Below are 25,230 nucleotides of genomic sequence, written 5' to 3' on the forward strand. Positions count from 1 at the left end.
ACTACTCGACCCCCAGCACATCCGGGGTCTCCCACCCCAAATGCTGCCCTGCGTCGATGCAAAGTAGCTGCCCGGTCAGCGCGGGCGCGCGCAGGATATAGCCCAGCGCTCCCGCAATGTCTTCGGGGTTGGAGCCGCGACCGGAAATAGTCGCTGCGCGCTGTGCCGCGAAATGCTCCGCCGATTGCCGGCCGCCTTGCATCGTGGGTCCGGGGCCGATGGCGTTCACGCGAATGTCCGGCGCAAGAGCCTGTGCGGCGGTCCGCGTCAACGTCCACAGCCCCATTTTGGCCAGCGTGTAGGTCATGAACTCTGGCGTCAGCTTGCGCACGCGTTGATCCGCCATGTTCACCACCGCCGCCCGTGCGATCGGCTCGCCATTCGCATCGGTGCCAGCCTTGGGCGCCTGCGCCGCGAAGCGTTGGATCAGGATAAACGGCCCCTGCAGGTTGGAACGCATATGGCGATCCCAGCTGTCCCGCGTCGCGGTTTCGATCGTGTCATGCTCGAAGATGGAGGCGTTGTTGACCAGAACTGACAGGGGCCCGCCAAGACCGCTTGCGGCAGCATCAATCAACCCTTCGGCGGCATCGAGGTCCAGCAAGTCGGCCTGAACCGCACAGGCCTTGCGCCCCATCGCGGTGATCTCGCCCACGACCCTCTCGGCCGCGTCAGAGGAAGACCCGTAATGGACCGCCACGTCGAACCCCATTTCCGCAAGCCTCAAAGCCATGGCCCGGCCAAGGCGGTTGGAGGCTCCGGTGACCAGCGCGCGTCCTTCGATCATTTAAACGTCCTCAAATCTCAGTGCTCAGCACAACGATGATGTAGGCGACATATAGCGCGCAAAGCACCGTCCCCCAGCGCTTGCCCATCCTCTGATTGCGATAGACCACCGGGAACAGCATGAGCGACGCCGCGAGCATTACCCACAGATCGAAGCGGAGGAACTCCACGGGGACGGGGACTTCGCCCACAAGGCCCGCGGCGCCGATGATAAGCAAGAGGTTGAACAAGTTCGAGCCGATGACATTGCCGAGCGCCACGTCCGCCTGCTTGCGCAGGGCGGCCATGACCGTGGTCGCGAGCTCCGGAAGCGACGTACCGATGGCGACAAGTGTCAGGCCGATGATCGTGTCGGGAACGCCGAGCCGAGTGGCGATTGCGCTGGCATTATCCACGAGCAGGCCGGCACCCAGCGGCAGCCCCACCAGACCCGCCGCCAGAAAGGCTGCGATCTTCCACCCTTTCATGGTTGGATCGGCGCCGTCCGGGTCGAGGTCGTCGTCATTCTTGCGGCTGCTCAGCGCCTCACGGAACTGATCACCGAGGATCAGGAAGAACCCCGCAAGCAGCACGGACGCGTGCACCCAAGTGATCGGGCCCATGAAACACACCAGTATAAACAGCAGCGTCGCAGCGATCATCTGCACGAAGCTCTTTCGCGTGTCCGCGGCGCTGGCGGGAAGACCCGCAAAAAGCGCAGGAATGCCCAGCACCAGCAGAATATTGGCCGTGTTCGAGCCGACTACGTTGCCCAGCGCCAGCCCGGGAACACCCGCCAAGACGGACTGCACGGAGATCAGAAGTTCAGGAGCCGAGGTTCCAAAGGCTACAATGGTCAGGCTGACAATCAGCGCGGGAATACCAAGGCGCAGCGACAGGTTCACCGCTCCGCGCACCAGCGCGTCCCCGGCCACCAACAGGATGATCAAGCCGCCAACGGCCCCGACGATTTCCAGCATCCCTCAGCCCTTTTTCTGGCAAGGACAGGGGCCCTTGCCGATTTTATAACTTCCGCAGTGTTTGCATTTGCTGACCGGGCCGAGGCTCTTGTCGTCGCGCTTTCCGACCTTCGGCATGCGCAGCTTGCCGAACATGGCGAGCACCGCCATGCCGATCAGGAAGAACGTGATGATCTTGACGATCATGGCCTAAAGACCGAAGCGCGCCCAAAGCGCTTTCTCGTCGAGCTGGTCGAGCGTGTCTGTCAGCACACGGGCACCTAGCCGCTGGAACAGCGACCGACGGGGACCGAACACGTTGAAGCGGGTCTTGTCGCCGAAACGGTCCTTCATCACCGGCACCAGATGGCCAATCCCGTCGGCCAATCCCACATCGACGCCGCGCTGGCCCACCCAGATCTCTCCGGTAAACAGATCCGCATCGTCGGACAGCTTGCCCTCCCGGCGGGTTTTCACGTGGTCGATGAACGTGTCGTGAATCTGTTGTTGCAGGTCCTTCAGCCGCTCCACGTCTTCATCTCGCTCGGGGCGGAACGGATCGAGCATGGACTTGTCCTTGCCCGCAGTGTGCACGCGGCGCTCGATCCCCTGGCGCTCCATCAACTCGTGGAAGCCGAAGCTCGCCGAGATCACCCCGATGGAGCCGATGATCGAAGACGCGTCGAGGTAAATCTCATCGGCAGCCGCCGCCAGCCAATAGCCACCAGACGCCGCGACGTCCTCGATGAAAGCCACCACGGGCAGATCATGCTCGGACGCAAGACGCCGGATACGCGCGCCGATCAGAGAACTCTGAACAGGCGAGCCGCCCGGCGAATTCAGCAAAAGCGCGACCGCCGCCGGCTTGCCCTTTTTGAACGCCTTGTCGAGAAGCGGGGCCATGGCCGCGTCGTTGAGGCTGGCGCCCCGACCGCCGGCGGCGATGACTCCGGTCATCCGCACCACGTTCACCGTGGGCTCGGAGCTCATAAATGGGATAAATCTTTTCATTCCCTGCCATGTAGAGGGCTGCTCCGATGCAAACAAGGTGCATGTCGGAATCAGGCTTGCAGTGATGGCAAATAGGCTCAACGGTGGTCCCAATAATTGCCGGAGGCTGCGAAATGAAGGACGACAATTTCCTCAACGCCCATAACGCGCGCCATATGTGGCATCCGATGGGCCATCCCGGAGCGCTGCAAGAGAAGCCGCCCCGTGTCATCAAATCGGCCGATGGCTCGACGATCACCGATCTGAACGGTCATTCGGTCGTGGACGGCGTTGGCGGGCTGTGGTGCGTGAATGTCGGCTACTCCTGCCAGCCCATCAAGGACGCAATCGCCGCGCAAGTTCAGGAGCTGCCCTACTACTCTGCCTTTGCAGGCACGACCAATGCACCCGCGATTGAGCTCAGCTACGAGTTGCGCGAGATGTTCGCATCGGATGGGATGGGCCGCGCATTCTTCACCTCAGGCGGGTCGGACGCGGTCGAGACCGCTCTGCGGCTCGCACGCCAATATCACAAGGTCCGCGGCGATCATGGGCGCACGAAGTTCCTGTCGCTTAAGAAAGGCTACCACGGCACCCATTTTGGCGGCGCGTCGGTCAATGGCAACAACCGCTTCCGGATCAATTACGAGCCGCTGCTGCCGGGCTGCTTCCACCTCCCCTCGCCCTACCCCTATCGCAATCCCTTCGGCGAGACCGACCCCGCGCGGCTGGCGCAGCTTTGCGCGGCGGCCATGGTCGACGAGATCGAATTCCAGGGCGCCGACACGATCGCCGCCTTTATCATGGAGCCAATTCAGGGCGCGGGCGGTGTGATCGTCCCCCATGAAAGCTTCATGGGGCTGATGCGCGAGATTTGCAGCCGTTATGGCATCCTGATGATCGCCGACGAGGTGATCACCGGTTTCGGGCGCACCGGCGACTGGTCCGGCTCGCGTCATTGGGGCGTGCAGCCTGACATGATGACTATGGCAAAAGGCATCACGTCGGGCTACTTCCCGTTCGGCGCCTGCATGGTCTCCGACGCGGTCGCAGAGGTGTTTGAACAGGGCGACGCCACCGACGCGTCGATCTTTCATGGCTACACCTATTCCGCCCACCCGGTCGGTGCTGCCGCCGCCTTGGCGTGCATTCGTGAAAGCCAGCGCATGGCGATCAATGAGAACGCCGCTCCGCGTGGCACGCAGCTGTTCGAAGGCTTGAAGGCCCTCAAGGACAAGCACGAGATGATCGGGGATGTGCGCGGTGGGCATGGTTTGATGGCCGCGGTGGAGCTTGTCTCCGACCGCGACACGAAAGCCCCGGCCGCGCCTGAGACGCTTACCGCGGTCTTCAACACCGCCTACGAGGCCGGAGCGATGGTCCGCATTGGTGGCAACAACCTGTTGATGTCTCCGCCGCTGGTGATCACCGAGCAAGAGATAACTATCATCTTGTCGGCACTGGATGAGGGGCTTTCCGCCCACGGCGGCTGAGTTCGGCAGAATTTCGCACAGCTGTTATACGGCTGTCATATCGGCTCCTATATGAGCGGTCATGCATCATGTCATCGACCCGCTTATCGAAGACCGTGCGCCGTGGTTGTTCCAAGGCACGCCCGCGGCGAAGGCCGCACGTTGGCTTGCGGAGCGCGCGCTGCGCTACCGCAAGACGCTGGGGGTGGCCGAAATGGTCGCTGACATGCCGACCGCTGAGATCATGTCCACAATGGGCAACACGCTGGCGCGAAAACTGGACGTCGCCGGATTGGCAAACATTCCCTCTGAGGGCCCCGCACTGATCGTTGCCAACCACCCGACCGGCATCGCCGACGGCATCATCCTGCACCATCTTATCGCAGCCCGCAGGCCGGACCTGTTCATCTACGCAAACTCCGACATTCTGCGGGTCCTGCCCCAGATGGAGGACCTGATCCTGCCTGTGGAATGGCGGCTGGACCGGCGCACCCACAGCAAGACCAAGGAGACCCTGCGCCTGACCGCCGCAGCGGTGGAGCAGGGGAGGCCCGGGCTGATCTTCCCCTCCGGTCGACTTGCAAAGCGGCGTCTTCTGAAGCTGCATGAGCGCCCGTGGATGACATCCGCGGCAATGATGGCGCGCAAGTTCGGCTTGCCTGTCATCCCGATCAACATTCAGGCCCGCAACTCGGCGCTTTTCTACCTGCTGGACATGATCCACCCGACGCTGCGCGATATCACCCTGTTCCACGAGACGCTGAACAAGCACCGCCAGCCCTACCGCATCCGTGTGGGCCGCCCGATCCTGCCGCAATCTCTGCCGAAATCGGCCAAAGATGGCACAGATCTTTTGCGCGATGCCTGCCTCAGCCTTGGGGCGCAGTCGAAGCCTGCCGTCTCGCTCGTGCGCACGACCGGTTGGCTGCCCAAGCTGACCTGATCACCGCTTGCGGGTGTAAACCAGTCCCATCGAGTCTTTCAGAACAATCGGCCCGCTCTGATACTCCGGCCCAATCCCTGGCGTGCGCAGTGCCAGCGTCCAGCCTGTGCCCTCGATCCCGGGGATCGACTGGGTCAAAGGCTCGATCACGCTGGTCTCGCCGCCTTCCATGTGCAGGATCGTGAAGACCTGCTCCCCGTCAGGCCCGTGCCGCAGGGAGGTAAAGACCGTCCGCCCGTCAATAGGCTTGAGGTAATCGAAATGATCCTTCGGCCCGTAATTGTCCCGCAGCCACGGCCGCGCGCGGCGGAAGTTGCGTATGTCGAGCGCGAAGTCCAACTGCGCCGCGTCCAGATGCGGCAAGGAATGGGAGACGTTGCAATACTCATGCATGTCGTCCATCCACGCCCGTGCCACGGCCTTGACCGAAGCCACGGTGTAGTCCGGACCCGCCAGGGGCGGCTCCGCCTTGCCCAGAAGCCGGGCGATCTCGTCGAGGTCGTATTCCGTGACCTCCACCAGCGCGGGCAGGAACTCGAAGAACCGCGCGAGATCGGCGCGCGTCTCGTAGCCCAGCGCCTTGAGCCGTTTGAAATTCGCGGGCACCGAGTAGCTGTATTCGTCGACCTGCCAGCGCAGGCTGATCGCCTCTTCCGCCACCACCTTAACGCCGTACTGGTCGTCCTGATTGCGGATGAAGCCCCAGCTTGCCCGCGCCATGGCGTTGAGGAAATCCATCGGCACCCCGGGCAGCGCCACGTAGGTCAGCGCGTGCACCACGGGGTTATCATAAGCCTTGTCGAGGATCTCCATCCGGGTCTGCCCCAAACGGGTGTTGGTGTTCATCTTCAGGCTGACCTGCGTGCCGCGCCGGAGCGTGTCGTGGTTCGAGGTGCCCGAAATCCAGTTCGCGCCGACTTCCAGCATCTCGCGGATGCGCCAAAATTTTGATAGCCAAAACGTATACAGGAACGGCGTATTATGAGCGAAGGTCAGCGGGCCCCATTGAAAGACATCCTCGTCGCGCTGGTTCTCGATCACCGAGCGATAGGTGGAGCTGATCTCCCAATCCTCCGCAGGCCAAGGGCGGCCATCCTCGAAAATGAACCACGGGCGATAGGTAGTGCCTGCTACCTCCTGCTCGATATCGGCCATGGATTGCAGGTACTCGTCGTCATGCTTGAGCTCCTGCGCACCCGCATCCCACCATTTAAAGTCCTGCGCACCGTCTACGCGCACCGCCTCGGCCCCGAAATTCACCTTGCGCCGCTGCATCTCCAAGAGGATCGCCCGCACGGCGGGGTTCTGGTAGTCAAGGTTTTGCCCGTACATGTTCGGCCCGGCAAAATAGTGCGAGCAGAGCGCGCGCAGGCCCTGATTGTCGGAATGGCCGAAAACCACATCAAAGCAAAGCATCTTGGGCTTCGAGGGGAAATTGTGCAGCACCGCGGCGAGGTCGACCAACTCGTCCGGGCGACCTGTCTCAAGAAGCACAGGGTTCACCGTTGCCATGCCAGCGATTACCACATCATAGCCCCAGTTCGTCGTATCCGGGCGCAGCAGCGAGACGCTGACGCTGCTGTCCGTGCCATCACTTTCCTGCCAGAAATCCGGTCCGGTCTCGTAGACGGTTGTGGGCTCTACCGGCAGTAGCTGCACCGCGTCATAGCCCAGAAAGAGCTTGTCGGCGGGCTCCAGCTCCATCCCTGCGGCGACACGCTCCGCGAGCCGCGCGTAGTGGCGTGTCAGACTTGCGAGCGTGCCGCCCGCCGTGGCGGTGGGCACGTGGATTTGCAAGATGTTTGTTGGCGGCCCGAACTTGTGCACGCCGCCTTGGAACTGCGCGAAATAGGCCTTGTCCGCGCGCGCCTCCAACATGGCATCCACGTCATAAAGCTCCGCCGGGGCCATCGCCCCGAAAGGCAGCGACATGGCGAGCGGATCCAGAATGCGGTGCCACGCCCCCTCGCTGTCACGCCAGGTCAGCGCGTAGAAATCGCCAACCTGATCGCGGGTTCCGGCGCGCATCCCGCTCACCGCCGTGAAGCAATGCGCGTCGTTGCGTAGAATGGGAATGTAGGCCCGCTGGAACTGGATGTTCTGCTGGGCGCGGGTGAGATCGACTTCGCCTACGGGCGCGAGCACCTCGAGGAAAATGTCGCCATCCGGCACGCGGTGGTCGAGCAGCTCCGGCGTCCAGAAGCCGAACGTCGCCACGTTGCGGGCCACCTGCCCGCCCAAGTGCCGCGCGACCTGCTGCTCGCCCCCGAACCGGGTAGAGGCGGTGTTGAGAAACGTCCGACACCGGTCGCGCAGCGCATTTGCTGCGTCAGGGTCGTAGGAGATCCGGTCCTTAAGGTCGGTCATCGTGTCCTCCTATACGTGCAGCGGCTAAGTGCGCACATCCGGCGCATCGCGTCCCGTGTGCCGGGTGATCCCCGCGATGGCATCTGCGGCAGCGATGACATCGGCCAGCGCCTCCTGCGGGTCATGGTCGAGATGGTCGGGGCGGGTCTCCAGCCGCTCGAGATAGACGCGCAGGGTCGCACCGTCTGTGCCCGTGCCGGAGAGCCGCAGGACAATCCGTCGCCCGCCTTCGAGCATGATCCGGATGCCTTGGCCCTCGCTCACAGAGCCATCGGTGGGGTCCGTGTAGGCGAACTCATCCGCGCCCTCGACAGTCAGGCCCGCAAAGCTTTGGCCGGGCAAATCATCAAGCTTCGCCCGTAACTCTTCCACGAGCGTGTTTGCCGCAGCGCTGTCGACGGCCTCGTAGTCATGGCGGGAATAGTAGTTGCGGCCGAACTTTCGCCAATGTGCCTCGAGCAGCGCGCCGACCGATTGGCCGGTCTCGGCCAGGATGTTGAGCCAGAACAGCACGGCCCAGACCCCATCCTTCTCGCGCACATGGTCCGACCCGGTACCGGCGCTCTCTTCGCCACAAAGCGTGGCCCGGCCCGCATCGAGCAGGTTGCCGAAGAATTTCCAGCCGGTCGGCGTCTCGTGGCATTCGATGCCCAGCGCCTCTGCCACCCGGTCCGTAGCACCAGAGGTCGGCATGGACCGCGCGACACCCGCCAGACCGCCCTTGTAGGCCGGGGCGAGCGTGGCATTCGCCGCCAACACCGCAAGACTGTCTGATGGCGTCACATAGGCACCACGCCCCACGATCATGTTGCGGTCGCCGTCACCATCTGACGCCGCGCCGAAATCCGGCGCATCGGGGCCGAACATTTCGTCCATCAGCGGCTTGGCCCAGATCGGGTTCGGATCCGGGTGGCCGCCGCCAAAATCGGGGGAGGGCACTGCATTGATCACCGACCCTTCGGGCGCGCCCAGCGCGCCTTCGAAGATCGCCTTGGCATAGGGCCCGGTCACTGCATGCATCGCGTCAAAACGCATGGTGAATCCGCCCGCCAAAAGGGCGCGGATCTTATCGAAATCGAACAGGTCCTCCATCATCGCGGCGTAATCCGCCACCGGATCGACAACCTCGACCTCCAACTCGCCCAACTTCTGGGTGCCGACGCCGGAAAAATCCACGTCCTGCGCGTCGAGGATCTTGTATTCGGTGATCCGCGTCGTCTCTTCGTACATTTTTGCCGTCATTCCCTCCGGCGCGGGGCCGCCGTTGGGTCCGTTGAACTTCACGCCGAAGTCTTCATTCGGGCCGCCGGGGTTATGACTGGCGGACATGATAAAGCCGCCATCCGCACCCCGTTTTCGGATGAGGTGCGAGGCCGCGGGCGTCGACAGCAAAGCGTTCTGACCCACGATCACCTTCATTGCACCTTGCGCCGCGAGCATCCGCAAAATTACCTGCGCCGCGCGGTCATTGAAGTAACGCCCATCGCCGCCGAGCACGTAGGTTTTGCCCTGTGCACCGCCCGTCCCGGTGATCACACTCTGAATGAAATTCTCGAGATAGTGCGGACCCATGAAGACCGCGGTCTTTTTGCGCAGGCCAGAGGTCCCGGGTTTCTGCCCCTCGATGGGCGTGGTCTTGACCGTGTGGATCTGCATGCTGTCCTCCTATCGCCCGGCCTTCGCCATGATCTGCGCCGCGCGCTGGACCCGCTCGTCCTGAGCCAGCGCGTCATGTCCAACTGGCAGGCGCTGCCGCCAGTTGGGATAGGCGTCCACCGTGCCGGGCAGGTTCGGCTGCGCCTCAATGTCCAATATGTTCTCGATCTGCAGTGCGACCAGCCGCGCCGGGGCCTTGGCCAAGAAGGCGTGCATCGCGTCGGGACTGTCGCCGCTGGTTCCGGCCAGGGCGTCGAAGGCCGCGACTTCGAGCGTCCGCTCTCGCTGCATGTCTTCTGCTTGCATCGCATCTATGTCGCCGATGTCGCGTCGCGCATCGATTTCCGCGCCTTCGCGCCAGCCTGCCCAGGTGGGCAGATCATGGGTCGAGAAGCTCGCGATCGTAGCGGCGTCATAGGCCTTTGGCCCGCGGAATGTGATCGGTGGACCCATGTCCTTCTCGAACACCGCCACGCGGCACCCCAAGATGCCGGAGCGCGCCAGATCCTGCTGCAAGCCGTCGGGGATGTTGCCCAGATCTTCGCCGACGATCACTGCACCCGCGCGCGCCGCCTCGATCCGGGCGACGGCCAGCATCGCATCGGTGGGCATCTGAACATAACCGCCAGGGGCGCCCTCCGGTACCCAGAACGCACGCTCGAAGCCAAGGATATGATCAATGCGCAGCACGCCCGCAAAGGATAGCTGCCGCCGCAGCGTCTCCGCCAGAGGGCGGAAACCACTTTCGATCAAGGCGTTCGGGTCGAGCGGCGCGAGGCCCCAGTTTTGCCCCTCCTTCGAGAACGCATCCGCCGGTGCGCCAAGAGACGCACCAAAAGCAAAACTTTCGCGGTCCTCCCAGGTTTCCGCGCCGAACGGATGCGTGCCGACGGCGAGATCAAGATACAAGCCCATCTCCATTCCACCAGCCTTGGCTTGGGCATGCGCAGCGCGCAGCTCTTCCTCCGCGCGCCATTGCAGCCACGCGTGAAAGAGGATTTCTGACTGCAGGTCATCCTGCGCGCGGGCGACCGCGTCACTGCCGGGGTCTTGCAACTCCTCGGGCCAATCGCACCAATAGGGACCGTTCCGGTCCGACAGCGCCTGATGGGTCGCGAAGCGGGTCAGACCCTCGCCCTCGCGGGTCAGATACGCCTCGAACCCGGGCCAGTTTTCGCGCGTGTCGAACTCTGCGCGAAGCGCTGTCATGTGGCGGGGAATTTCAGTGCGGAAATCGATCAAATCGCCCCCGGGCGTGTGTCCTGTCGTCGGCAGATACAGGCTGCTCAGACGACGCCGATGCGAGGGGGTGTAGGGGCTGAAGCCTTCGGGCGCGGTCGGAAATCCCGCATGGACCGGGTTCACGCCCAAATAGGACGCTCCCAGCCCGCCCAGATCCTGACCCAATTGCCCGAGGTCGCGGTAGTCCCCGACACCGCCCTGCTCTGCCGTGCGCAGTCCCGCCAAAGGCACGATCATTCCCCAGCAAGGCTCGGGCAACGGCAAGGAGGCGGGCGCAGAGAGAAGCCAGCACCGCTCACGTCCGATATCCAGTCGGTGAATACCAAGCGGCAAAGCGGGCAGCGCATCTTGCCCTTCGAGCTGCGCGCCATCCTCGAAGGTAAGCTCCCAAGCCCCATCGGGCATCGCCAGATTGGGTTTCGTACTGGTCTCGACCACAAGATATCGCGGCAGCGTGCGTTTCGAAGGAAGACCATCCTCGGGGTCGATCCCCATCGCCGCGAGCAAAGCTGCGGCAGTTTCAGGGGACGTTTCGCGCACCTGTTCCATCTGGTCGATGTAGCGTGGCAGAATGCCATAGTGCGCAGCGCGGGCGACGATGTCCTCAGCCATCGCGGGCCTCCGGCTGCAAGACGAAGGCCACCATGCTGTCGGCCGCGACCGTGAAGCGCGTGGCGGTCTCGCCCTCGACACCCGGGCGCGCGGTATCGACCCCAAGGCTCCACGCCCATCCAGAAGACACCTTGGGCAAAGTGACCTCGACCGCTTCGCCCGCGTTCAACGCAATATAGACCGCGGTCGTCTCCAACCCGTAATTCGGCGTGCCGGAGGCCATGCGCATCTCGGCGCAGACCATCTTGCGGCTGTCGTCCTGCCAGTCTTCAACGCCCATCGGCGCACCATCTGGGCGCAGCCAGAACAGGTCCTCCAGACCGTCAGAAACGCGCTCGCGCGAATGCAAAAACCGCTTCTGCCGCAGGATTGGCTGGGCCTTGCGCAAGGCGATGAGCTGCTTGGTAAAGGCCAGCATCTCGGCATCGGCGCCGGGCCAATCGACCCATCCGATCTCGTTGTCTTGGCAATAGGCGTTGTTGTTGCCGCCCTGGCTATTTCCCAGCTCATCCCCGGCCAGGATCATCGGCGTGCCCTGAGACAGCAGCAGTGTTGCCATCAGGTTCCGCCTGCGCCGGGCGCGCGCCGCATTGATGGCATCGTCTTCCGTCGGACCTTCCACACCGAAATTGTCTGAGTAGTTCTCGCCATGACCGTCGCGCCCACCCTCGCCATTGGCCATGTTGTGCTTCTGGTTGTAGGCGGTCAGATCGGCCAGCGTGAAGCCGTCATGGGCGGTGATCAGATTGACAGACGCGGTCGCGGGTCGGCCCGAATGGTCGAATTGCTGGGCAGAGCCCATCACCCACCCGGCGACCTGTCGGGACTGCCCCGCATCGCCGCGCCAGAAGCGGCGTACCCCGTCGCGAAACTTGTCGTTCCATTCGAGGAAAGGCGGCGGGAAGGCCCCGACCTGATAGCCCCCGGGGCCGATATCCCACGGCTCCGCGATCAGCTTGGTGCGGGTCAGAACCGGGTCTTGGCGGAGCGCATCAAAGAAGGCCGCGCCGGGATCGAAGCCCGTGGCCGTGCGCCCAAGGGTCGAGCACAGATCGAAACGGAAGCCATCGACGCCCATCACCTCCACCCAGTAGCGCAGGCTGTCCATCACCATGCGCAGCACCATGGGATGTTCGAGGTTCAGCGTGTTGCCGGTGCCGGTGTCATTGATGTAGTGGCGCTGGTCCTCATGCAGCCGGTAGTAGCTAGCATTGTCGAGCCCGCGAAAGCTCAGCGTGGGGCCAGTGTGATCACCCTCGCAGGTGTGATTGTAGACCACATCCATGATCACCTCGATCCCTGCGGAATGCAGGCGCGCGACCATGTGCTGGAACTCCCAGATTTGCCCTTGGGAAAGGTAGCGCGGCTCGGGCGCGAAGAAGCCCAGCGTCTGGTAGCCCCAGTAATTCACAAGCCCTTTGTCGACCAGAAAACGGTCGTTCAGAAACGCCTGGCTTGGAAGCAGTTCGATGGCGGTAATGCCAAGGTCTGTCAGGTGATCCAGCATCCGGTCAGACGCGAGGCCAAGAAACGTCCCCTTCGGCTCCGCCGCAGGATGCAAGGCGGTCAGGCCCTTCACATGGGCCTCGTAAATGATTGTCTGGTCGATCGGCGTATCCGGCGGGGTCGTCTCGCCCCATGCGAAGCTGGGGTCTTCGACCACACAGCGGGGCATATACGGCGCGCTGTCACGCGTATCGAAACTGAGGTCCTTGTCCTTGTGGCCAACGGTGTAGCCCATCAGCGCGTCGTGCCATTCGGGATGTCCCGTCAGCCGCTTTGCATAGGGATCGAGGAGCAGTTTGTTGACATTGAAGCGGTGCCCGTCCTTGGGCGCGTAGGGGCCGTCGGCCCGGAACGCGTACCGCTGCCCGGGACGCAGGCCGGAGATATATCCATGCCACACCTCCCCGTCGCGCTCGCGCAGTTCCAACCTGTGGGTCTCGGTCTTTCCGTCCGGAGAGAAAAGGCACAGATACATGCGCCGCGCGTGGCCGGAGAAAACGGCAAAATTCACGCCATCGCCGTCAAAGGTCGCGCCAAGCGGAGCGGCGCGCCCCTCGGTCATCGAAAGGTCAGGGGTCATGCGGAGGATACAAGCTCTTGGAACAGATCAGCATAGCGAGCCGCAGATATATCCCATCCCACGGCCTGCGCCATCGCGTTTTGCTGCATCTTGCCCCATGTCTTTGGGTCGCGAAATGTTTCGCACATCTGGGTCAGTGACTGCTCCAGCGCCTGACGGGTCACCGGGTGGAACTGGAAACCGGTGGCCACCCCGCTTTGCATCGCCGCGGGGCTGGCGGGGATCACCGTATCGGCAAGACCGCCTGTCAGCGAGACCAGCGGCAGCGTGCCAAAACGCAGCCCGTACAACTGGGTCAGCCCGCATGGCTCAAATCGCGACGGCACCAAGATCGTATCCCCGCCAGCGATCAGGTCCCGCGCAAGCGCCTCGTCATAGCCGATGCGGACCGCCACATTCTCATGCTCGCCTGCCGCGGCGTGAAAAGCACGCTCCAGCTCAGCATCGCCGCTGCCCAGAAGCGCCAGTTGCCCGCCGCAGTCGAGAAGCGTGGGCAGCGCGTCGAGCAACAAATCAAGGCCTTTCTGCTCCGTCAGGCGAGAGATGACAACGCACAGTGGTCCCTTCGCGTCCGGCAGGCCCATCTTCTTGCGCAATGCCTTCCGCGCCCGGACTTTACCACGTGGCGTCTTGAAAGGTGGGGTCCAGACATCGGTGTCGATACCGTTCAGAATTCCCACGAGATCAGCGCGCCGCTCGCGCAGCACGCCATCAAGCCCCATGCCGAATTCGGGCGTCATCAGCTCGACCGCATAGGTCGGACTGACCGTCGATATCTTGTCTGTCCAGACCAGCCCCGCCTTGAGCGCGCTGATCTTGCCGTAAAACTCCAGACCCTCATGGTCGAAATATTCCGATGGAAGCTCCAACCGGTTTAGCATCTTTGCAGGGGCGAGACCCTGAAATGCGATATTGTGAATGGTCAGAAGCGTCTTCACCCGCTCCGCGGCACCGCGGCGCTTGAGGTAGAACGGCGTAAGCCCCGCTTGCCAGTCATGCAGGTGCAGGACTTGTGGCACCCATTTTCCGACGCCCTGTTCCCCGATCCGCGCCGCGGCCATCGATAGGGCCGCGAACCGTTCCGGGTTGTCGGGCCAGTCATTGCCGTCTTGGCCAAGGTAAATGCTGCCCTCACGGTCAAAGAGATGCGGCGCATCGAGCACGTAAAGCACCGTGTCGCCCAGCTTTCCCTGCCGGATTACGGCCTTCCCGCCAAACAGCGCACCAAGATCAGCGACCTTACGGGCGCGTTTTCCGATATGGGCCAGCACGGCAGGGTAGCCGGGGATCAGGGTCCGCATCTCGACGCCATGGCCTGCCAGCGCGCCTGGAAGAGCCCCCGCGACATCGGCGAGGCCACCGGTTTTCACCAGCGGCACACATTCCGACACGACCGAGAGAACGCGTAGGCTCATGCGATCGATTCAGCTCGCTTGTCGAGCATTGGCTGCGTGATCAGCGTGACCCCACCTTCTGAGACGCGGAACCACTTGGCATCCTCGTCCGGGTCCTCGCCCACGACAAGGCCCTGCGGGATCACCACACCGCGGTCGATGACTACTTTCTTCAGTCGAGCGGAGCGTTCCACCGTCACATTTGGCAGCAAAACCGCATGATCCAGCTGGGCGTAGGAGTTGGTGTGGACACCTGTGTGGAGCAGCGAATTGCTGACCTCGGTGCCGGAGATGATACATCCCCCCGCCACGAGAGAGCTGATCGCCGTTCCGCGACGCGCATCCTCGTTGTGGATGAACTTCGCGGGCGGCACGCTTTCCGAGTATGTCCAGATCGGCCAGTTGCGGTCCCACAGATCGAGGTCCGGGGAAAAGTCCGTCAGGTCGATATTGGCCTTCCAGAAGGCGTCCACAGTGCCCACGTCGCGCCAGTAGCTCGGCGCGTCAGTCGCATGTTTGACGCAGGAACTATCGAACCGGTGCGCCACCGCTTTGCCGTTCTTGACGATCTCGGGGATCAGATCCCCACCAAAGTCATGGGTGGAATCCTTGTTGTCGGCATCCTGCAACAGCAGCATCCGCAAGAAGGACCACTTGAAGACGTAGATTCCCATCGAGGCCAGCGTCTTGTCCGGATCTTCCGGCGTGCCGGGCGGGTCGGCAGGTTTCTCCAGAAACGAGGTGATGATGTCCTTGTCGTCGATGTCCATCACACCGAAGGCGGATGCCTCCTTGCGCGGGACGGTCAGACACCCGACCGTGACGTCCGCGTCGGTTTCCACGTGTTGGCGGATCATCAGCTCATAATCCATCTTGTAGATGTGATCGCCCGCCAAGATCAGCACGTAGTCCACGTCGTAGCTGTCCACGATGTCTATGTTCTGGGTCACGGCGTCTGCGGTGCCGAGATACCATTTGTTCTCCGCCACCCGCTGTGAGGCAGGCAGGATATCGAGATATTCGTTCCGCTCCGCGCGAAAGAAGCTCCAGCCGCGCTGGCAGTGCCGGATCAGGGAGTGCGCCTTGTACTGCGTTGCGATCGCCATCTTTCGGATGCCGGAGTTCAGCGCGTTGGACAGCGCGAAATCGATGATCCGGGTCTTACCGCCGAAGTAGACCGCGGGCTTTGCGCGCACATCGGTAAGCTCTTTCAGGCGGCTCCCCCGCCCCCCCGCAAGAACAAAGGCCATGGTCCGATTGGACAGCCGATTTGGTGAGTTTGTCATATGGTCCTCCCTCCGTGCGAGCCTCTGCTCGCAGTTCTTTTTCGTCGTCACGTTTCGGGTCGCGTCAGTCCTTTTTCAGGAAAATCGTGGAAAGTGGTGGCAGCGTCAGTTGCGCACTGGCTGGCTGGCCGTGGGACGGCTCCGGCTTTGCCGTCACCTTGCCCAGATTGCCGCGATCGGCCCCGCCATAAATCCCGGCGTCGGAGTTCAGAATTTCCGACCACGCGCCTTCGGACGGCAATCCAAGCGTGTAACCCGTCTGCTCCATCGGCGTGAAATTACAGATCACGACGATATCTGCATCGTCGGCGTCGCCGCGCCTGATCCAAGCATAAACGGATCGATCGGCGTCGTTGGCCTCGATCCACTGGAAGCCGCGCTCTTCGCAATCATACTTGTGCAAGGCCGGATGGGCCGCGTAGGCCTTGTTCAAATCGCGAACAAGGCTTTGCACCCCCCCGTGGCGCGGCGTCGCCGCCGCATCCCAGTCGATCTGGGCGTCGTGGTTCCACTCGTGCGCCTGCGCGAACTCCTGACCCATAAAGAGCAGCTTCTTGCCGGGGTGTCCCCACATAAAGCCGTAATAGGCGCGCAGGTTCGCAAAACGCTCCCAATCATTTCCCGGCATCCGGCCCAGCATCGAGCCTTTGCCGTGCACCACCTCGTCATGGCTTATGGGCAGGATGAAGTTCTCCGAAAACGCGTAATGCAGACCGAAGGTCATCTGGTGGTGGTGATGCTTGCGGTAGATCGGGTCCTTCTTGATGTACTCAAGCGTGTCGTTCATCCACCCCATGTTCCACTTGTAGCCAAAGCCAAGACCGCCCTCATGCACCGGGCCAGACACTTTCGGGTAAGAGGTCGACTCCTCAGCAATGGTCATGATCCCCGGCTGGGCGCCATAGGTGGTGATGTTCATCTTCTGAAGCATGTCGATGGCTTCGTAGTTCTCGCGGCCCCCGTCCTTGTTGGGCACCCATTCGCCCTCTTTCCGGGAGTAGTCGCGGTAGAGCATCGACGCGACCGCATCCACCCGCAGCCCGTCGACATGGTACTCGTCGAGCCAGTAAAGGGCGTTCGAGGACAGGAAATTTGTCACCTCGCGACGTCCATAATTGTAGATCAGAGTGTTCCAGTCCTGATGGAACCCCTCCTTCGGGTCGGCATGCTCGTAAAGCGCCGTTCCGTCGAACTGGCCCAGCCCATGCTTGTCCGTCGGAAAATGCCCCGGCACCCAATCGAGGATCACGCCGATCCCGGCCTTGTGCGCCGCGTTGACCAGATCGCGAAACTCGTGCGGCGTGCCGTGGCGGATCGTGGGGGCGAACAGCCCGACCGGCTGGTAACCCCAGGAGCCATCGAACGGATACTCGCTGATCGGCATCAACTCGATATGGGTGAAGCCCATATCCTTCACATAGTCGACCAGCTCGCTCGCGGCCTCGATATAAGAAATCGCGCGGCCATGTTCCTTGCGTCGCCAAGAGCCCAGATGCACCTCGTAGACGGAGATGGGCGCATGGCGGCTGTTCATCGCTTCGCGCTTGCTCATCCACTTCTCGTCCGACCATCCATAGCCGGTGATGTCTCGGACTACGGACGCATTTTCGGGCGGGTGCTCCGAACCGAAGCCCACAGGATCAGCCTTCAGCGGCAGGGTCTCGCCTTGCGCATCCAAGAGCTCGTACTTGTAGATCGTGCCCTCGCCGTGCCCGGGAATAAATAGCTCCCACACGCCGGTTGCGCCACGACGGCGCATGACATGGCGACGACCGTCCCAATGGTTAAAGCCCCCCACGACGGATACGCGTCGGGCGTTTGGTGCCCAGACGGCGAAATGCGTGCCCAGCACGCCTTCGTGCTCCATCACATGCGCACCGAGCGCGCGCCAGATGTGCTGATGTGTTCCCTCGCCGAGCAGATACTCGTCGATCTCGCCCAAAACGGGACCGAAGCGATACGGGTCTTCAATTTCCCATTCAGTCCCGTCTTCGGCCTGGCCGCGCAGCAGGTACGGTTTGGTTCCAGGGGCTTTGCCAGTGAAGAGACCGGGGTGGCCTTCGATCGGCGCTAGCGGATGCGCCTTGGAGCCGATCACGGCCCACATCTTCGCCGCGCCGGGATCGAAGGCGGTCACATACCGGCTGCGGCCCACCTTCTTGGGTCCAAGAATGTCGAACGGCGCATCGAACGTGCCGCGAATGATGTGATCAAAATCGTTCGGCGTACCGATCTCGGCGAAGCGGTCTGCTGTTTTTGAGGTCATGCGTCGAGTCTAAGCCCTATGTCTCAGACTACAACCAAATCACCTCACCTTAGGTTCCATATCCACTACAGGAGCGAAGAAGCACCCCAGATATCAGAGACATAGCCTTTGATCGTCCGGTCAGAGGAGAACCATCCGCTACGTGCTGTATTAAGCGCAGCCATGCGTGCCCAGCCCTTTTCATCGGCAAACGCCGAATCCACCTCGCGCTGAACCCTCCAGTAATCCGAGAAATCCGAAGCCACGAGGAAGTAATCCGGCCCTGCGATGTTATACGCAATCCCGGCATGGCGATCCGTGTCGCCGGGCGCAAAAGTGCCCTTGCGCACCGCCTCGACCGCGCGGGCCAGACGGGGATCGGCTGCAATCGCCTGGGCTGCGTGATCCGCAACAGAGCGACGGTCCATGACTTCCTGCGCTGTCATGCCAAAGAGGAAGAAGTTCTCTTCCCCCACATGTTCGCGAATTTCGACATTCGCGCCGTCCAGCGTGCCAATTGTCGGCGCGCCGTTCAGCGCGAATTTCATGTTGCCGGTGCCGGACGCCTCCTTGCCCGCGGTCGAGATCTGCTCTGACAGGTCCGCGGCCGGGATCAGCTTTTCGGCCAGCGAGACGTTGTAATTCGGAATGAAGGCCACCTTCAGATAGGGGCTCGTGACCGGGTCCGCGTTGACGATTTCCGCCACGTCGTTGATCAGCCGAATGATATCCTTGGCGAAGTAATAGCTCGGCGCGGCCTTACCCGCGAAGAGCTTCAGCCGCGGGGTCCAGCCCGCGTTGGGATTGTCCCGGATTTCCTGCCAGAGTGCGATCGTCTCGAGAATGTTGAGATGCTGCCGCTTGTACTCGTGCATCCGCTTGATCTGCACGTCGAACATCATGTGCGGATCGGCGGCGAAGCCTTGGGTCTGCCCCATCCAGTTCGACAGTTCGGCTTTGTTGTCCTGCTTGGCCGCGTGGTAGGCGTCGAGCCAGGCCGCATCCTCGATATGGCTCTCGAGGCCCTTGAGCTGCTCGAGATCATCAACCCAAGCGTCGCCGATGGACTCGGTGATCAACCCGCTGAGACGCGGGTTGCAGGACAAAAGCCAGCGCCGCGGCGTCACACCATTGGTCTGGTTCACGATCCGCTCGAGGTGCAGGCGGTGCAGCTCCTCGAAAACGGTTTCCTTCATCAGTCCGGTATGCAGCGCGGAGACGCCGTTGACCTTATGGGCCATGATGAAGGACAGCTCCCCCATCTTGACCTGTCCGTCGCCGCGGGCCGCGACCTTGCGGGTCGGGTTCGCCTTGGCGTGGGCCGCGTCAATGCGGTCGACCAGCGTCAGGTGACGGGGCAACAGGCGACCAAACAGACCCTCACCCCAGCTTTCCAGCGCCTCGGGCAAAAGGGTGTGGTTTGTGTAGGACAGGCACGCGCGTGCGGTCTCTACCGCGTCGTCGAAGGTCATCCCGCGCTCATCGTGCAGCAGGCGCACCAATTCTGGCCCGGCAATGGCGGGGTGCGTATCGTTGAGCTGGATGGCCACCCTTTTGGGCAGCTGCGTGATGTCATTATGCGTGCTGTCGTAGCGGCGCAGGATGTCACGCAGCGAGGCCGCGGTGAAGAAGTACTCCTGCTTGAGACGCAGCTCCTTGCCGGCCTCGGTGCTGTCGTCGGGATAGAGGACCCGGCTGATCGTACGCGCGAGCGCCTCCGGCTCGGCGGCGGCGGCATAGGCGCCTTCGTTGAAGCGGTTGAGGTCGAACGGCTCCTGCGCTTTGGCCGACCACAGCCGCAGAGTGTTCGCCCATTTGCCCTGCCAGCCGACGATCGGTGTATCAAAGCCTTCGGCGTCGACCGCCTCGGCCGGGGTCCAGACCGCGCGTTCGCCCGTGACTTTGACCTTGCCGCCAAAGCCAATGGGCAGCCGCACTTCTGGCCGTTCGAACTCCCACGCGTGCTGCTGGCTCAGCCAGGTCTCAGGAGTCTCCACCTGCCGACCGCCGACGATGCCCTGCTTGAACAGCCCGTGCTCGTAGCGGATGCCGTAGCCATAGGCAGGCACACCAAGCGTCGAGAGAGACTCCAGAAAACATGCCGCGAGCCGACCAAGGCCGCCATTGCCGAGCGCCGCATCGGGCTCGTCCTCGACCACGGTCTGGAAATCGAGACCAAGCGTCTCGAACGCCTCCCGCGCTTCATCCAGAAGGCGCAGGTTGATGATCCCGTCCTCAAGAAGTCGCCCGATCAGGAACTCCATCGACAGGTAATAGACCCGCTTCGCGTCAGCGTCGTAGGTTTTGCGAGTGGCCGCAAACCAGCTTTCCACGATCCGGTCGCGCACGGCGAAAGACAACGCCATGCGCCAGTCGTAGGTCTGCGCATGATCGGGGTCCTTGCCCAGGGTGTAGGTCAAATGGCGCAGGATATCGTCTTTGAGAAGGGTCTCGGACATAAGTGAAATTTCCTGATTTTTCGGGAGCTCTGCGCGACGGCGCGCGGCAGGCAAAGTGTCTCGCAAAGGATATGTCTGTATGGGGCGCACGGCCTTTTGGCACCGCGCAATACTGCTTTTGCGGGTGTTGTCTAAAAGCGATTCCAAAGGAAAGAAAGGCCAAACCGGCATCGGGGATGCGCAAATTTCAGCCTGTGTCAGACCCGTGCCGCCCGGGTTGGGGGCGGCACGGGAGCGCTGCGATCAGTTGCTCGGGGTGAGCTTGTGAATAAAGCCTTCATCCACAGCGGCATAGAGGCTGCCATCCGGCCCCTGTACCAGCGAGCGGAAGCGTCCGGCCTCCATTGGAAGGGTCATTTCGGTGACATCGACCACCGACTGCCCATCCTCGCCCAGCTCGACCACATCGATGCGCTGGCCCATGGGCGTGCCGCCGAAGCCGATGCCCATGATACCGACGACCATGTGGCCATCCCAATCGCCCCACTGCTCGCCGGTCAGGAACTCGGCCGAGGACGTGCCTTGCGACCAGCCGTTGTTGTTCCAGATCGGCGGCATGGCATCTGGGTAGGTCGCGAAGTCGGTCATCGGCATGAACGCCGCCCGCTCGAACCGGTTCATCCCCTCCAGCTGGTTCGGCATGTAGCCGCAATACTCATCCGGGCAGTCGCCCCGTCCGGCCATGTTGGGCCGCGGATCCCAACCGGCATTGCCGCCATTGACCAGCACCGTGATCTCGTCCGAGTGCCACGGCCCGTGCTCTGCCACGATCGGCGTGCCATCGGCAGGGTTGAACGTGATGCCCTGCACATTGCGGTGCCCGTAGGTATAGGTGCGCGGGTCGAAGCCTTCGGGTGGCGCATTGTCAGGCGCGGCATTGCCGTCGGTGTCCATGCGCATCACCTTGCTGCCCATCATGGTCGGGCTCTGCGGCACTGCGCTGTTATGGGTGTCGCCGGTGGTGAGATAGAGGAACCCATCAACCGGATTGAACCGCACGCGTCCACCATTGTGAGCTCCGGAGCCCCCGAACGGGTGGTCCGTCGCGGCCGTCTTGTATGGCACATCATCGACGATATCCGTGCGCTCCGAGACGGAGGTGAAGTCATCGCTTACGACAAGACGCATCAACCGGTTGGTCTGCGGGGTGGACATGTTCGAGGTCGAATAGACATAAATCCGTCGGTTCTCGGCGAAGTTTGGATCGACCGCGACCCCGTTCATCCCGGCCTGCCCGTCGCAGAACAGATCATCCGCGGTGCTGTTGTAGCCATCGCTGCCGGTCATGCCGAGAAGCTTGTTCACTTCCCCAGAAGGGGTCATCACCGAAAGGCCAAGGCACTTCTCGGTAAAGAACATTGTTCCGTCGTCAAGGAAGGCTATGTCCCATGGGCTATCAAGTCCTTCAAGCACGACCGTGTGCTGAAGACTTGTGGTATTCGCAGCCTCGACCTGCGCCGGTGTTGCGGCCATCAATCCAGCGGCAGCAAGCACCGACAAGGCGGTCATCGGGCGTGAATGTCTTTGATATTTCATTGGTTCCTCCCAGAAATGAAGTTTGGCCGGCCGAAAGGCCGAGCGGTTTTCTTCCCCTACGTCAACTGATTACTAAGCCTAAGCTAGGACTGCCGCACGCTCGCATCAACGATTCTCGGCATTCACCAATTCTTAGAGCGGGACACTTAAGACAAAAGAAGAAGAACCGCAGCCAAGGGCCGTGCATGCCGTCCATACTTTTCGTTCACGAGAACTTCCCCGCGCAATTTGGCGGGATCGCCAACTACCTTGCCACCCAAGGCTGGCGCGTAGTTTTCGCAACCGGGAATGAAGGCTTTTCTACGGGTCGTGCGCATCAGGTGAACGGCTTTCAGGTCGTACGCTACAAGAACAGTGGCACGGGCCAGACCGGTCATCCTTATCTGGCGGGGACAGAAAAGGCGCTGCGAAATGGTCAGGGCTTTGCCCGTGTTGCGGCCTCCTTGGCGAAAGGGGGCTTCACCCCGGATGTCATCGTCGCCCACTCCGGCTGGGGATCGGGTAGTTTCGCGAAGGTCGTTTGGCCGAAAACCAAGCTCGTGCAGTATCTCGAATGGTGGTACCGGCATCCCCAAGTCGACACCGTTCCCGGCCAGTCATCCAAACGGTTGGAGGACCATCATGCCCGGACGATTGTCCGTAACCTGCCATTCCTGCTCGATTTTCAGCAGGCTGATCTGGTTCTGAGCCCGACCGAGTTTCAGGCGAGCCAGGCCCCAGATTTCGTGCGAGCGCATACGGTCGTGCAGCATGACGGGATTGATTGTCGGACCTTCCGACCGTTGGTAAAAGACGAGCCGCTGCTGTCCTTGAAAGGCGTACCCGATACTGCGCCGATCTTGACCTTTGCAACCCGCGGGATGGAGCCTCTGCGCGGTTTTCCCGATTTCATGGCGGCCGCAGCCCAACTTCTTAAGGACCGGCCGGATCTGCATGTGGTTGTCGCGGGCGAAGACCGCATCGCCTATGGGCCAAAACTGCCGAATGGCGAGAGCTACAAGACGCGCGCGCTTGCGGCACATGATTTTGATGAAAGCCGTCTGCATTTCCCAGGCATCTTGCCCAAAGGAACCTACGCGAGACTGCTGAGACGCAGCGCAGTGCATGCCTACCTGACGCGTCCATTCGTACTGTCGTGGTCGTTGATCGAGGCAATGGCGAGCGGGTGTCCACTCGTCACCACGAATGTAGATCCGGTGATCGAGGCGCTCGGACCGGGTACCCCAGCCCTCGCGGTGGAGCCGGGAGATATTCTAAAGATCGTGCGTGCCGCGAACACTCTTCTTGATAGCCCCGATATGGCGCGGGCCATGGGACGCGCTGCACGCGAGCGGGCTTGTCGGTTTTATGACAGCAAGGTCTGCCATACACGGCTCGCCGCGATTTTGTCTAATCTGGTCGCAAGTCCTGTGAACGCCAGGGACCAGATCGCATTCTCTCCCACCGCAGCTGCCAGTACGAGTGCTCACATCCCGATGCAGTAGAATGGCCTCAGAAACGCAAATGGCCACCCGAGGGTGGCCATTACACGCTACAATTGGTTGCGGGAGTAGGATTTGAACCTACGACCTTCAGGTTATGAGCCTGACGAGCTACCGGGCTGCTCCATCCCGCGCCAATTGCGAGCCCTGTATCTACGGTTCATGTCCTGAGTCTTCAATAGGAAATGCGGAAGTTTTTAGCATTTCTTTCGGCTGTAGCAATTGTCCATGGCTCTCCTGCAGGCTAACCGCTACGGAAGTCCCGATGAAGCAACATGCGGCGCTCTCGGCTGGCTGAGATCGCCCTCACGATGGCCCTGCCAAGATGTTTTCATGTTCGAAACCGGTGTTGCTCGAGGCGTTCGACTCGATCCGTATCGGCGTTTAACGAACAGCCCGCTCAGGGTCTCATCGCTGTATTATGGCGAAAAGTAAGACTCGAGAACGAGGGGAACAATCGTGACTTGGCTTGAATAGCTCGACGCAAGACACAAAAAAGCCGCCACAAAGGGCGGGATTTCGTATTGATCATCGTCAGAGAGATACATGATGTTGCTTGTTAGGTTTGGCGGTGACCTACTCTCCCACGTCTTAAGACGCAGTACCATCGGCGCAAAGGCACTTAACGGCCGAGTTCGGGATGGGATCGGGTGTTTTGCTCTCGCTGTGACCACCAAACCAAACAAACAACATCATATCCAAGTCAAACTGCATTGTGCAGCTCTCTTGAAATCCAGCTTCTACTGGATCAAATCAAGCCTATCGAACAATTAGTACCGGTCAACTGAACGCATTGCTGCGCTTACATCTCCGGCCTATCGACGTAGTGGTCTACTACGGTTCTCAGGGATACCTTGTTTTGAGGGGGGCTTCCCGCTTAGATGCCTTCAGCGGTTATCCTTTCCGATCATAGCTACCCAGCACTGCCATTGGCATGACAACTGGTCCACCAGTGGATCGTTCACCCCGGTCCTCTCGTACTAGGGGCAACTCCTCTCAAGTATCCTACACCCACGGCAGATAGGGACCGAACTGTCTCACGACGTTCTAAACCCAGCTCACGTACCTCTTTAAACGGCGAACAGCCGTACCCTTGGGACCTGCTCCAGCCCCAGGATGAGATGAGCCGACATCGAGGTGCCAAACGGTGCCGTCGATATGGACTCTTGGGCACCATCAGCCTGTTATCCCCGGCGTACCTTTTATCCGTTGAGCGATGGCCCTTCCACTCGGGACCACCGGATCACTATGGCCGTCTTTCGACTCTGCTCGACTTGTCAGTCTCGCAGTCAGGCTGGCTTCTGCCATTGCACTCAACGAGCGATTTCCGACCGCTCTGAGCCAACCTTCGCGCGCCTCCGTTACTGTTTGGGAGGCGACCGCCCCAGTCAAACTACCCGCCACACAGGGTCCCGGATCCGGATAACGGACCGCGGTTAGACATCAAGCAGAACAAGGGTGGTATCTCAAAGGAGGCTCCACGAAGACTGGCGTCTCCGCTTCAAAGCCTACCACCTATTCTGCACATGTTGTGCCTGATGCCAGTGTGAAGCTGTAGTAAAGGTGCACGGGGTCTTTCCGTCTAACCGCGGGAAGCCTGCATCTTGACAGGCAATTCAATTTCGCTGAGTCGATGTTGGAGACAGCGGGGAAGTCGTTACGCCATTCGTGCAGGTCGGAACTTACCCGACAAGGAATTTCGCTACCTTAGGACCGTTATAGTTACGGCCGCCGTTT

The 25,230-nt window shown here is 61.6% G+C and carries 16 protein-coding genes, 1 tRNA gene and 2 rRNA genes (1 of these 19 cut by a window edge); 3 read left to right on the forward strand and 16 right to left on the reverse strand.

Annotated elements, in window-relative coordinates:
- Window position 1: 1 nt before the first annotated feature.
- The 4 genes from C8N43_RS18660 to C8N43_RS18675 are packed head-to-tail and all read right to left on the reverse strand — an operon-like array spanning window position 2 to window position 2,735.
- On the reverse strand, window positions 2–787 hold the full coding sequence (locus C8N43_RS18660) for an SDR family oxidoreductase (protein WP_107847229.1): 786 nt from the start codon (window positions 785–787) through the stop codon (window positions 2–4).
- Between the two features lie 10 nt (window positions 788–797).
- The gene (locus C8N43_RS18665) at window positions 798–1,745 is read right to left on the reverse strand and encodes a calcium/sodium antiporter (RefSeq protein ID WP_107847230.1); all 948 of its coding nucleotides are present in this window, start codon (window positions 1,743–1,745) and stop codon (window positions 798–800) included.
- 3 nt (window positions 1,746–1,748) lie between these two features.
- Window positions 1,749–1,931, reverse strand: a complete 183-nt coding sequence (locus C8N43_RS18670; protein WP_107847231.1) for a hypothetical protein — start codon at window positions 1,929–1,931, stop codon at window positions 1,749–1,751.
- A gap of 3 nt (window positions 1,932–1,934) precedes the next feature.
- A complete protein-coding gene (locus tag C8N43_RS18675) occupies window positions 1,935–2,735 on the reverse strand; it encodes a S49 family peptidase (RefSeq protein ID WP_107847232.1) in 801 nt (266 codons plus the stop codon).
- Window positions 2,736–2,848: 113 nt separating this feature from the next.
- Between C8N43_RS18675 and C8N43_RS18680 the strand changes: the two genes are divergently transcribed.
- Complete coding sequence (locus tag C8N43_RS18680) at window positions 2,849–4,207, forward strand: aminotransferase class III-fold pyridoxal phosphate-dependent enzyme (RefSeq protein ID WP_107847233.1); 1,359 nt, start codon at window positions 2,849–2,851, stop codon at window positions 4,205–4,207.
- Window positions 4,208–4,268: 61 nt separating this feature from the next.
- Window positions 4,269–5,129, forward strand: a complete 861-nt coding sequence (locus C8N43_RS18685; protein ID WP_107847234.1) for a lysophospholipid acyltransferase family protein — start codon at window positions 4,269–4,271, stop codon at window positions 5,127–5,129.
- Here the strand turns inward: C8N43_RS18685 and gghA are convergent, their stop codons facing one another.
- The 9 genes from gghA to C8N43_RS18730 all read right to left on the reverse strand — a co-directional run bounded on the left by gghA (window position 5,130) and on the right by C8N43_RS18730 (window position 22,012).
- A complete protein-coding gene (gene gghA, locus C8N43_RS18690) occupies window positions 5,130–7,496 on the reverse strand; it encodes a glucosylglycerol hydrolase (protein WP_107847235.1) in 2,367 nt (788 codons plus the stop codon). It abuts the gene before it with no gap.
- 24 nt (window positions 7,497–7,520) lie between these two features.
- The gene (locus tag C8N43_RS18695) at window positions 7,521–9,152 is read right to left on the reverse strand and encodes an alpha-D-glucose phosphate-specific phosphoglucomutase (RefSeq protein WP_107847236.1); all 1,632 of its coding nucleotides are present in this window, start codon (window positions 9,150–9,152) and stop codon (window positions 7,521–7,523) included.
- A 9-nt stretch (window positions 9,153–9,161) separates the two neighbouring features.
- The gene (gene malQ, locus C8N43_RS18700; RefSeq protein ID WP_107847237.1) at window positions 9,162–11,006 is read right to left on the reverse strand and encodes a 4-alpha-glucanotransferase; all 1,845 of its coding nucleotides are present in this window, start codon (window positions 11,004–11,006) and stop codon (window positions 9,162–9,164) included.
- On the reverse strand, window positions 10,999–13,092 hold the full coding sequence (gene glgX / locus C8N43_RS18705) for a glycogen debranching protein GlgX (RefSeq protein WP_107847238.1): 2,094 nt from the start codon (window positions 13,090–13,092) through the stop codon (window positions 10,999–11,001). The genes malQ and glgX overlap by 8 nt, the downstream gene beginning before the upstream one ends.
- Window positions 13,089–14,507 carry a glycogen synthase GlgA gene (glgA, locus tag C8N43_RS18710; protein ID WP_107847239.1) on the reverse strand — a complete coding sequence of 473 codons (1,419 nt, stop codon included), beginning with the start codon at window positions 14,505–14,507 and terminating at the stop codon, window positions 13,089–13,091. The genes glgX and glgA overlap by 4 nt, the downstream gene beginning before the upstream one ends.
- Entirely contained in the window at window positions 14,504–15,772 is a 1,269-nt protein-coding gene (glgC, locus tag C8N43_RS18715; protein WP_107847240.1) for a glucose-1-phosphate adenylyltransferase, read from the reverse strand. Before glgC ends, glgA begins: the two co-directional genes overlap by 4 nt.
- Before the next feature lie 64 nt (window positions 15,773–15,836).
- On the reverse strand, window positions 15,837–18,038 hold the full coding sequence (gene glgB, locus C8N43_RS18720) for a 1,4-alpha-glucan branching protein GlgB (protein ID WP_107847241.1): 2,202 nt from the start codon (window positions 18,036–18,038) through the stop codon (window positions 15,837–15,839).
- A 65-nt stretch (window positions 18,039–18,103) separates the two neighbouring features.
- Window positions 18,104–20,476: a glycogen/starch/alpha-glucan phosphorylase gene (locus C8N43_RS18725; RefSeq protein ID WP_107847242.1), complete on the reverse strand. Its 2,373-nt coding sequence runs from the start codon at window positions 20,474–20,476 to the stop codon at window positions 18,104–18,106.
- Window positions 20,477–20,719: 243 nt separating this feature from the next.
- Window positions 20,720–22,012: a PQQ-dependent sugar dehydrogenase gene (locus tag C8N43_RS18730; protein WP_245913084.1), complete on the reverse strand. Its 1,293-nt coding sequence runs from the start codon at window positions 22,010–22,012 to the stop codon at window positions 20,720–20,722.
- Here C8N43_RS18730 and C8N43_RS18735 point away from each other — a divergent pair.
- Window positions 21,991–23,496 carry a glycosyltransferase gene (locus tag C8N43_RS18735; RefSeq protein WP_158270020.1) on the forward strand — a complete coding sequence of 502 codons (1,506 nt, stop codon included), beginning with the start codon at window positions 21,991–21,993 and terminating at the stop codon, window positions 23,494–23,496. The genes C8N43_RS18730 and C8N43_RS18735 overlap by 22 nt on opposite strands.
- Window positions 23,497–23,550: 54 nt before the next feature.
- Here the strand turns inward: C8N43_RS18735 and C8N43_RS18740 are convergent.
- The 3 genes from C8N43_RS18740 to C8N43_RS18750 all read right to left on the reverse strand — a co-directional run.
- Window positions 23,551–23,627, reverse strand: a tRNA-Met gene (locus C8N43_RS18740).
- Window positions 23,628–24,056: 429 nt separating this feature from the next.
- Window positions 24,057–24,171: ribosomal RNA gene (gene rrf, locus C8N43_RS18745) — 5S ribosomal RNA — on the reverse strand.
- Window positions 24,172–24,242: 71 nt separating this feature from the next.
- Window positions 24,243–25,230 (reverse strand): 23S ribosomal RNA (locus tag C8N43_RS18750) (it continues 1,846 nt past the right edge of the window).

The sequence above is a fragment of the Litoreibacter ponti genome (assembly GCF_003054285.1).
In the GTDB taxonomy this organism is placed as follows: domain Bacteria; phylum Pseudomonadota; class Alphaproteobacteria; order Rhodobacterales; family Rhodobacteraceae; genus Litoreibacter; species Litoreibacter ponti.

Coding starts and splice junctions, on each gene's coding strand:
- C8N43_RS18660 (WP_107847229.1), bottom strand. CDS start 787: ATGATCGAAGGACGCGCGCTGGTCACCGGAGCCTCCAACCGCCTTGGC.
- C8N43_RS18665 (WP_107847230.1), bottom strand. CDS start 1,745: ATGCTGGAAATCGTCGGGGCCGTTGGCGGCTTGATCATCCTGTTGGTG.
- C8N43_RS18670 (WP_107847231.1), bottom strand. CDS start 1,931: ATGATCGTCAAGATCATCACGTTCTTCCTGATCGGCATGGCGGTGCTC.
- C8N43_RS18675 (WP_107847232.1), bottom strand. CDS start 2,735: ATGAAAAGATTTATCCCATTTATGAGCTCCGAGCCCACGGTGAACGTG.
- C8N43_RS18680 (WP_107847233.1), top strand. CDS start 2,849: ATGAAGGACGACAATTTCCTCAACGCCCATAACGCGCGCCATATGTGG.
- C8N43_RS18685 (WP_107847234.1), top strand. CDS start 4,269: ATGCATCATGTCATCGACCCGCTTATCGAAGACCGTGCGCCGTGGTTG.
- gghA (WP_107847235.1), bottom strand. CDS start 7,496: ATGACCGACCTTAAGGACCGGATCTCCTACGACCCTGACGCAGCAAAT.
- C8N43_RS18695 (WP_107847236.1), bottom strand. CDS start 9,152: ATGCAGATCCACACGGTCAAGACCACGCCCATCGAGGGGCAGAAACCC.
- malQ (WP_107847237.1), bottom strand. CDS start 11,006: ATGGCTGAGGACATCGTCGCCCGCGCTGCGCACTATGGCATTCTGCCA.
- glgX (WP_107847238.1), bottom strand. CDS start 13,092: ATGACCCCTGACCTTTCGATGACCGAGGGGCGCGCCGCTCCGCTTGGC.
- glgA (WP_107847239.1), bottom strand. CDS start 14,507: ATGAGCCTACGCGTTCTCTCGGTCGTGTCGGAATGTGTGCCGCTGGTG.
- glgC (WP_107847240.1), bottom strand. CDS start 15,772: ATGACAAACTCACCAAATCGGCTGTCCAATCGGACCATGGCCTTTGTT.
- glgB (WP_107847241.1), bottom strand. CDS start 18,038: ATGACCTCAAAAACAGCAGACCGCTTCGCCGAGATCGGTACGCCGAAC.
- C8N43_RS18725 (WP_107847242.1), bottom strand. CDS start 20,476: ATGTCCGAGACCCTTCTCAAAGACGATATCCTGCGCCATTTGACCTAC.
- C8N43_RS18730 (WP_245913084.1), bottom strand. CDS start 22,012: ATGAAATATCAAAGACATTCACGCCCGATGACCGCCTTGTCGGTGCTT.